The following is a 9,128-nucleotide window of genomic DNA, read 5'->3' as shown; positions in this document are numbered from 1 at the left end:
ATTGTCGGCAAAATTGGTTGCACAGGCAAGATGCCTGTGCCACAAGATGGGGAAATTTGGGATGCTTCCGGCACATCCATTGTCGGCAAAATTGGTGGCACAGGCAAGATGCCCGTGCCACAAGATGGGGAAATTGTGGATGCTTCCGGCACATCCATTGTCTGCAAAATTGGTTGCACAGGCAAGATGCCTGTGCCACAAGAGGGGGAAATTTGGGATGCTTCCGGCACATCGATTTTTTCTACAACCTCCACCGAAACCGCTTCCACAATCAGCGGTTTTTCTGGCATAATAAAACTGTAACGCTGTCGGTGGGCTGCTTCAAATTCAGCCTGCATCGCCTCAATATTGTCAGCAAAATTGACAGCCAAAACAGAGTCACTTCCCTGATATTTTAAGCGCAACTTGCTAACAACTAAAACCTCTGACTCATTCTCTGTGTTCTCTGCGCCTCTGCGGTTCAATTCCCTCTTTCCATCTGCCTCCAATTCGGTTAAAATATCATGCAACTCAGCTAATAATTCTGCATTTAATTGTTGCTCGATCGCCCTTTCGCGAATAGCCCGCACATCAGCCAAACCCATACCGTAAGCCGACAACACACCCGCATAAGGGTGAATAAATACCCGTTTCATCCCCAAAGCATCGGCGATCGCACAAGCGTGTTGGCCGCCCGCACCGCCGAAACAGCACAATGTATACTCCGAAACATCGTAACCGCGCTGAAGCGAGATTTTTTTGACAGCATTTGCCATCTTTTCCACCGCGATCGCCAAAAAACCCTCCGCCACCTCTTCGGCCGTCCTCTCGCCCCCAATTTCCCCCGCTAATTGCCCAAATTTTTGCTTTACTACGTCAGAGGCGATCGGCAAATCTCCATTCAATCCAAATACTTTCGGGAAAAAATCCGGTTGAATTTTCCCCAACATCACATTGCAATCAGTCACCGTCAAGGGGCCGCCTTTGCGATAGCAAGCGGGCCCAGGATTGGCCCCAGCAGACTCCGGCCCAACGCGGTAGCGAGCCCCGTCAAAAAAGACAATTGAACCGCCGCCGGCTGCTACAGTGTGAATTGCCATCACGGGCGATCGCAATCTCACCCCTGCAATTTCCGTCTCAAATTCGCGTTCGTATTCGCCATTAAAATGGGCAACATCTGTCGAAGTTCCGCCCATATCAAAGGTAATAATTTTATCAAAACCTGCCTTTTTGCTCGTTTGAACTGCACCGACAATTCCCCCAGCAGGCCCCGATAAAATACTGTTTTTTCCTTGGAATTGTGCCGCCTCCACTAAGCCGCCATTCGATTGCATAAACATTAATTTGGGGGACGGGTACGGGGAGGAGGATGAGGGCGGGCACGGGGAGGGCGGGCACGGGGAGGGCGGGCACGGGGAGGAGGAGGAGGGCGGGCACGGGGAGGGCGGGCACGGGGGCACCGCCCCTACAGATAATTGACTGGTTACTTGTTCGACATAACGCCGTAAAATCGGAGATAAATAAGCATCGACCACCGCAGTATCTCCCCGCGAAACTAATTTCATCAGCGGGCTAACTTCGTGAGATACTGAAATTTGAGTAAAGCCAATTTCTTTCGCTATTTTAGCAACTTGTTTTTCGTGTTCCGAGTAGCGGTAGCCGTGCATGAATACGATCGCACAACTGCGAATTCCCTCATCGTATGCTTGCTGCAAACACGGGATAAACTCGGGATTGACAGCAGTTAACTCCTCACCTTGAGCGCTGTAGCGTTCTGCAACTTCAATAACTCGATCGTACAGCATCTGGGGCAAAACAATGTGACGCGCGAAAATATTCGGGCGGTTTTGATAGCCAATTCTCAGCGCATCGCCGAAACCTTTAGTAATTAACAGAATTGTACGATCGCCCTTTCGTTCCAGCAAAGCATTTGTCGCTACCGTCGTCCCCATTTTAATCGCTTCAATTTCGGCGGCGGGTATGGGAACATCTGCTGCAATTCCCAAAATATCGCGAATTCCTTGAACTGCGGCATCGGTGTAGCGTTCTGGGTTTTCCGATAGCAGCTTGTGAATGACTAATTTACCGTCGGGGCTGTTGGCGACAATATCGGTAAAAGTGCCACCGCGATCTATCCAAAATTGCCAGCGAGTGCGATCGTCAAAAACAGCATTCATATCATTATCCATCATAAATGTTAATCAGCCTTTTATGGGCGGGCAGGATGCCCACCCCACAATACAATTTATCTCTTGTGGAACAGGCATCTTGCCTGTTCTCGATCATAAATGTTAATCAGCCTTTTATGGGCGGGCAGGATGCCCACCCCACAATACAATTTATCTCTTGTGGAACAGGCATCTTGCCTGTTCTCGATCGAGGTACAAAATGTCAGTTCAAATAAAATTCCTATAAATGTCGAATGCCCTCAACCAACCCCTGACAAACACCAGCCAGAAAATCCAAATCCAAAGTCTCAATCCTATCGCTTTCTCGATGATAATGCGGATTTCGCATATTAGCAGTATCAGTCACCATGATAGCCGGATAACCATTATCCCAAAAAGGAACATGATCGCTGCGGCGAGTATCGGGGACAATTAAACCTCGATTCGGCACCGGCAGCCACTCGCAGGGCTGACCAGATTTGCGGATTTTGCCACCCAAATTAATCAAATCGGGAACCGTCCGCAAAGTGCCAATTAAAGCAATAAAATTGCCACTATTTGGATAAAAATATTTCAAGCCAGCGGGATAGCTTTGAGAATTAGGATTATGGTTGCAATAACCCAACATTTCCAAAGAAATCATTAACCGGATTGACTCTTGCTGTTGCTTGTATTTAGCTGCATGATGACTGCTTCCCAAATAACCGTATTCTTCCATATCAAAGGCGACTAATTGCACTGGATATTTGAGCGGCCCAGATGCGATATCCCTTGCGAGTTCCAGCAAAACAGCAACACCAGTAGCATTATCATCGGCCCCAGGCGATCCGGGTACAGTATCGTAATGAGCACCAATTACGATCGGCTTTTCTTGCTTCTTTTCTTGCTTCCCCCCCTTAGCAAGGGGGGGACTGAGGGGGGGTAAATCCAAAATCAAATTGTGATGAATTCGCCCGCGCACGGAAAAATCGTCAATTTCTACAGTTCCCCACTGTGCCAACTGTTCGCGGATGTATTGCTGAGCATAAAAATGCCCTTCGGATGCGAGGTATGGGTTGCGATCGCGTACAATTTGAATCAGATGGCTGTGCAGGCGTTCCTTGAGATCCATGCGATCGGAGATACAATGAGTACACTAAGATTATATGGGATTGAATTATGATTGGAGAAGTCAGAATCGAAAATTATAAGTCCATTCAAAAGCTGAAGCTAGAATTAGGACGAGTCACCGTATTGATTGGTGAAAATGGCTGCGGCAAGAGTAATATCCTAGAGGCGATCGCCCTTGCTTCTGCGGCGGCAGATGACAAGCTGGATAACGAGTTTTTAGCTTCTCGCGGCATTAGAGTGACAGAACCTCAATTTATGCGATCGGCTTTTGAAAGGGAAAATTTAGATAAAGATATCAGCATTGAGTTAAGAGCGAATAAGGGACAACCATTCAGTTGTATTTTACAAAATGATAATGCTCCTTATTCTCAGTGGCTTAGTAAAACCTTTTTGGGTAATACTGAAACCTCTCTCAAGAATGCTGTTAAGCAGGTGGTTCAAAAATATGGCGATCGAAACAAATTGATATCTATTTTAGAAGGAAAAAATGAGCTTTCCGAAGACCTTTTTTTAAGCTTTCAAAAGGAGGCAGAATCATTTAGTGAACTACTTGACGTAAATCTATTCGTAATTTACTCTCCTGAAAATCCCGCGTTACGAACTTTTGAAAAAGAAGGGCAAATTCAACCGTTAGGCATTAAGGGCGAAGGCTTATTTAAACTTATAAATGTCTTGAGTGTAGACCAAAACCAAGGTAAACTCAATCAAATCAAAGAAAATCTGCGATTGATAGATTGGTTTAAAGATTTTGAAGTTTCTCAAAATTTAGCAGCAATGCAAACTTCTATCCAAATCCAAGATAGGTACTTAGATACTCATTTAAGTTATTTCGACCAAAGAAGCTCGAATGAAGGATTTTTATTTTTACTGTTTTACTTTACCTTGTTCGTCAGCGATCTCACACCTAAATTTTTCGCAATAGATAACATTGACGCTTCCCTCAACCCCAGATTGTGTCGCAGATTAATGCAAGAATTAGTCGAATTAGCAAAAAAACACGACAAACAAGTTATCTTTACAACCCACAATCCGGCAGTTTTGGACGGTTTGGATTTAGAGGATGACGAACAGCGACTGCTTGTGATTTCTCGCAACCAATTAGGTTATACTAAAGCCAGACGCATTCTGGGTCCCAAACCTCTAGAGGGCCAAGAACCAGTAGAATTATCAGAGGCATTTTTGAGAGGCTATATCGGCGGACTTCCTAAGAATTTTTAATATGATTAGTTTTGGATTGATTGCAGAGGGACTGACTGACCAAATTGTAATAGAAGATATTTTAGCTGGATATTTTAAGAGTGCATATATAGAGGTGACACCTCTTCAGCCAAAAAGAGATAAATCCAAAACCGGCGGCTGGACTCTAGTATTTGATTATTGTAGGTCAAAAAAAATTCAACAAGCATTTCAATTTATTGACTATATCATTATTCAGATAGATACGGATGTTTCAGAAGATTATGGTGTAGCAAAACAAGATGAAAACGGTGAGTTTAATCCCCAGCAGTTAATTGCAAAAGTTATTGAAAAGTTTAGAAATGCGATCGGCGATAATTTTTACAGCAGATATCAACAACAGATTATATTTGCCATCTCCGTACATTCTATTGAGTGTTGGTTGCTGCCCCTGTATTATACAGACAAGAAGAAACAAGCTAAAGTTAAGAACTGCCTCGATACTTTAAACCTGCAACTTGCGAAAAAACATAAGTTTACGATCGACGCTAATGCTAAAAATCCTGAATATTATCGAGTAATTTCAGAACAATATCGCAAGCCTAAAGTTTTGATGAAGCATTACGCAGATAATCCCAGTTTAAAAACTTTTATAGAAGAGATTCAAAGCAGAGACATTAAGATTGGTGATGAAGAGGATTGGTAAGGAAGCAAGTTATTATGTCATATAATAGAAACATAGTTATCGGAGATTACCATGCAAGCATACAAACTGAGAGGTAAAATCGATGCAACTGGCAACTTGGTAGTTGTGGAACCTGTGAATATGCCACCGGGAGATGTAGAAATCATCGTCTTGCAGCTACCTGATACGGTTAAACAAGCCAGCGCGTCAGAAAATGCGATCGCACCTGAAGCACCTCAAAAAAAGTTTAAAACTAACGTGAAGGCATTTCAAGGTTTATTCGATCGAGATGCTGTACCGGAACCGCTGGATTTTGACGATCCAGACAAACAAGCAAAATGGGAATATTTAAAGGAAAAACATAACTTGTGAAAATCCTGATAGACACCAATATAATAGTAGATGTTGCGCTCGAACGAGAACCTTTCTTTGCTGAGAGCGATCGCATTTTAACTTTTGTTGAAGAAGCAAAAATTCAAGGCTATATTTCAGCCTCAACTTTTAGCGACCTTTACTATATTATCCGCCGAGACAGAGGCCGCGATTGGACGCTGGATTTTTTGCGGCAGCTAGCTACATTTTGTCAAGTAGCAACAGTAGATAACTCTGTTATTTCAATGGCATTAACTTGCAACTTCAAGGATTTTGAAGATGCGATTCAGTACAGCACTGCTGTAATCAATCGAATTGATGCCATTGTCACCCGCAACCCGCGAGATTTTCCGGTTACTACTCCTAGGATTGTAACTCCAAATCAGTTAATTCTTGAATTAACTGATTCTCCCTAAATTTTTCAAAGCGCTAAACTTCTGATTCCAATTCGCTAACCCGCAACTGCACGGGTAATTCTACAGACTTCAACTCAGACGACTCTAACAATCCTGTTGTTTCAACTTCTGCACTCGCTTCACCGTGCCGCACTTTTCGCAATTTCTCACCCAAAGTATCCCGCTGGTTAATCAAATAAATACTCACCAAAGTCAGCCCAACTCCCATCGATTGCAGCGGATTCAACACTTCGCCCAAGAACAAATTGCCGAATAGCAAAGCAAATACAGGCGTAAGAAAGGTAAGAGAACTTAAACTGGTTAAACTGCCACTCGAAGCAAAATAAAAGAATAAACCGTAGGCGATCGCACTTCCGAACACAGTAGAATAACCTAACGCCATCCAGCCGGAAAAATTGATATTCACAAACTGATCAGACTCAGTTGCAGCCGAAATTGCCAACAGCGGCAAACCGCCCAAAATCATGTGCCAACCAGTCGCCACCACCGGATCGACATAACGGCAAACCCAGCGCACCAAAACCGTACCCACAGCCATCGACAAAGCAGCCAACAGCATCAACCATTCTCCACCCTGAAACAACTGTTCGATACCCGCAGAAACCTCCCTGTTTTCAGGATGAAAAAGCCCCAAAATCCAGCCATCCGGCAACCCGATCAAACTAATGCCCGCAACGCCAATAACTAATCCCAACCAGCCCCAAAAACCAATTTTTTCTTGAAACAGCCACAAACACAAAATCGCCACTGCTAGCGGTTGAGAGTCAATCATCACCGAACCCAAGCCCGCACCGGTTCTCGCCAAACCTTCGGCTAAAAAGCCTTGAAACAAAGTAGCGTCAACCAAAGCAAACAGCGAAATCCACAGCCAAGCTTTCCAACCCTGCGGCTGCGGTTTTCCCATGAAGGCCGCCGCCAGCAGCACCAACACACCCGCAGGTACTAAACGCACGAATGCCACAAACAGCGGCGTTGTGTGTGGCATCACCCCCTTCATGGCTACCATCGCGGTTCCCCACAGGAAAAACGGCGCAATGAGCAACAGCGGGGCAAAAGGCAGTTTTGAATCGGTAAGCTTTAGCTGCATGGCGGAGACTCCAAATAATTGATGAGAGTGGCTCTCACGAGAATGATGTAGATTTGTTAAGCAGTTTTTACAATTATATATTGGTGTTGGGTTAAGTGCGATCGCACAAATCTCGGCCATTATGAACAGGCAAGATGCCTGTTCCACAAAATCAAGGTGGAACAGGCATCTTGCCTGTTGCCACCATGATGAACAGGCAAGATGCCTGTTCCACAAAATCAAGGTGGAACAGGCATCTGGCCTGTTGCCGCCATTATGAACAGGCAAGATGCCTGTTCCACAATCCAGAATTTTCTTGTGCAACAGGCATCTTGCCTGTTGCGAACACAGGCACAACATCTACCCCGACGAATAAGGCACACTATAAGAAGTTAGCTACAAAAATCCGTAACATTGCCTGTACACTGCCCATGATTTGGCCATTCAAGCCCCGCTACCGCAAACAAATCGCCCGTATCGAAATCACCGGAGCCATTGCCGGAGAAACCCGCAAACGAGTGCTAGAAGCTCTCAAAACCGTTGAAGAACGCAAATTTCCCGCCTTGCTGCTGCGGATAGACAGCCCCGGCGGCACTGTCGGCGATTCCCAGGAAATTTACAGCGCACTCAAGCGTTTGCGCGAAAAAGTCAAAATTGTTGCCAGTTTCGGCAATATTTCAGCTTCTGGCGGAGTTTACATCGGCATGGGAGCCGAGCATATCGTTGCTAATCCCGGTACAATTACCGGCAGCATTGGCGTGATTATCCGGGGTAACAATCTAGAACGGCTGTTAGAAAAAGTAGGCGTTTCTTTTCAGGTGATTAAATCGGGGCCGTATAAAGATATCTTGGCATTCGATCGCGAATTGACTGATCCTGAACAGCAAATTCTGCAAGACTTGATCGACACCAGCTACCAGCAATTCGTGGAAACCGTTGCGGAAGCCCGGAACTTGGCTGTTGATAAAGTCAAAAGTTTTGCCGACGGTCGCGTTTTTACCGGTCAGCAAGCCTTAGAATTGGGTTTGGTCGATCGACTGGGAACAGAAGAGGACGCTCGCCGCCTTGCCGCCGAACTCGCAGGCCTCGACGCGGAAAAAACCGAGTGCTGCACCCTAGAAAAACAAAAACCTTTCCTAAATCGCGTCTTGGGGAGTAGTCTGGATACATCCGGGCTTTGGGCTTACAAGAATTTACTGGAATTCGAGCTTTCTACTAGCGGTTTGCCGCTGTGGATGTATCGCCCGTGATTAAATAGTCAGTTGGCAGTGGACAGTAGTCAGTTGGCAGTCGTAATTGGTAATTAGTAATTGGTAATTGCAACTAGCAACTGACAACTAGCAACTGACAACTAACAACTGACAACTGACTACTGAACAACTGACTAAAATGGAGGAATTTTGCGTGGATTGGCAAGTGCGGGGGATTCGTGGGGCAACTACTGCTAGCGAGAATTCGGTGGCAGCAATTCGAGAAGCAGTGAGAGAATTATTAGATGAATTAGAAGCAAAAAATGATATAAATCCAGATTTAATTATTAGTGCTACGTTTTCTGCTACTCGTGATTTAGATGCTGTGTTTCCGGCCGCGATCGCCCGCGAACGTCCTCACTGGTGTAATGTTCCTTTGTTGGACGTACAGCAAATGCACGTTGAGGGTGCTTTGGAACGCTGCATCCGCTTTTTAATTCACGTTAACTGGCCGGCACATACTGAAATTTATCATCCTTATTTGCGGGGAGCTCAAAATTTGCGCCCCGATAGGAATTTAGCGGTGGCGGTGGCTGGGGAAAAGTAGACTTGGCGATTGTGAAAGTCGATCGCCCTCACAACTCAAAAAGTCAAACACTCCTAAACTCACGGGCCCCCAGAAACCGGGTTTTTTCTAGAATACTTGGTTACAGCCGACGAAAACGGCAAAAACCCGGTTTCTTTGATTTTGTCGATCGCCCCGACAACTCAAAAAGGGCTCTCGTGGGATTTGACTCTCAAGGGGTTGACAAGTTACAGGTTAAGGTGTATGGTTAGTTTGCGAGTTGCAAAGCTCGAGCGCTCCAGAACGTTGAAAATTGCATAGTTTTTTTTTGTATCTGCGGCTAGTTTCAGTGTCGCAGATCGGCAATCGACGCACCTCGGGCGATCGGCAAAACCCTGATT

General features: G+C 45.3%; 10 protein-coding genes. 7 read left to right on the top strand and 3 right to left on the bottom strand.

The window, feature by feature from the left end; genetic code table 11:
- Window positions 1–2,156 (bottom strand): hydantoinase/oxoprolinase family protein (locus tag QT992_RS21750; protein WP_333377696.1); only part of this gene is annotated, 2,156 nt, incomplete at its 3' end.
- Between the two features lie 47 nt (window positions 2,157–2,203).
- On the opposite strand from QT992_RS21750, the gene QT992_RS21745 reads away from it, so the two are divergent.
- Window positions 2,204–2,383, top strand: coding sequence for a hypothetical protein (locus QT992_RS21745; RefSeq protein WP_333205975.1), 180 nt, complete (start codon window positions 2,204–2,206; stop codon window positions 2,381–2,383).
- 5 nt (window positions 2,384–2,388) lie between these two features.
- On the opposite strand, the gene QT992_RS21740 is transcribed toward QT992_RS21745, so the two are convergent.
- Window positions 2,389–3,258: a M28 family peptidase gene (locus tag QT992_RS21740; RefSeq protein WP_333377690.1), complete on the bottom strand. Its 870-nt coding sequence runs from the start codon at window positions 3,256–3,258 to the stop codon at window positions 2,389–2,391.
- Between the two features lie 47 nt (window positions 3,259–3,305).
- Between QT992_RS21740 and QT992_RS21735 the strand changes: the two genes are divergently transcribed.
- The 4 genes from QT992_RS21735 to QT992_RS21720 are packed head-to-tail and all read left to right on the top strand — an operon-like array spanning window position 3,306 to window position 5,906.
- Window positions 3,306–4,475, top strand: a complete 1,170-nt coding sequence (locus QT992_RS21735; RefSeq protein ID WP_333377687.1) for an AAA family ATPase — start codon at window positions 3,306–3,308, stop codon at window positions 4,473–4,475.
- A 1-nt stretch (window position 4,476) separates the two neighbouring features.
- Entirely contained in the window at window positions 4,477–5,139 is a 663-nt protein-coding gene (locus tag QT992_RS21730) for a phage tail protein (protein ID WP_333377684.1), read from the top strand.
- A gap of 51 nt (window positions 5,140–5,190) precedes the next feature.
- Window positions 5,191–5,490, top strand: a complete 300-nt coding sequence (locus tag QT992_RS21725) for a hypothetical protein (RefSeq protein ID WP_333033220.1) — start codon at window positions 5,191–5,193, stop codon at window positions 5,488–5,490.
- Complete coding sequence (locus tag QT992_RS21720; protein ID WP_333338887.1) at window positions 5,487–5,906, top strand: PIN domain-containing protein; 420 nt, start codon at window positions 5,487–5,489, stop codon at window positions 5,904–5,906. Before QT992_RS21725 ends, QT992_RS21720 begins: the two co-directional genes overlap by 4 nt.
- Before the next feature lie 13 nt (window positions 5,907–5,919).
- On the opposite strand, the gene QT992_RS21715 is transcribed toward QT992_RS21720, so the two are convergent.
- Window positions 5,920–6,993 (bottom strand): DMT family transporter, encoded by a 1,074-nt coding sequence (locus QT992_RS21715; RefSeq protein WP_333338889.1) that lies wholly within the window; start codon window positions 6,991–6,993, stop codon window positions 5,920–5,922.
- 410 nt (window positions 6,994–7,403) lie between these two features.
- On the opposite strand from QT992_RS21715, the gene sppA reads away from it, so the two are divergent.
- The gene (gene sppA, locus QT992_RS21710; RefSeq protein ID WP_333321452.1) at window positions 7,404–8,222 is read left to right on the top strand and encodes a signal peptide peptidase SppA; all 819 of its coding nucleotides are present in this window, start codon (window positions 7,404–7,406) and stop codon (window positions 8,220–8,222) included.
- A 139-nt stretch (window positions 8,223–8,361) separates the two neighbouring features.
- Window positions 8,362–8,769 (top strand): chorismate mutase, encoded by a 408-nt coding sequence (gene aroH, locus QT992_RS21705; protein ID WP_333321449.1) that lies wholly within the window; start codon window positions 8,362–8,364, stop codon window positions 8,767–8,769.
- Window positions 8,770–9,128 lie beyond the last annotated feature (359 nt).

It is taken from the genome of Microcoleus sp. T3_D1 (assembly GCF_036700405.1).
In the GTDB taxonomy this organism is placed as follows: domain Bacteria; phylum Cyanobacteriota; class Cyanobacteriia; order Cyanobacteriales; family Microcoleaceae; genus Microcoleus.
The sequence above is the reverse complement of the archived record's forward strand: the minus strand, read 5'-3'. Positions and strand labels throughout refer to the sequence as shown.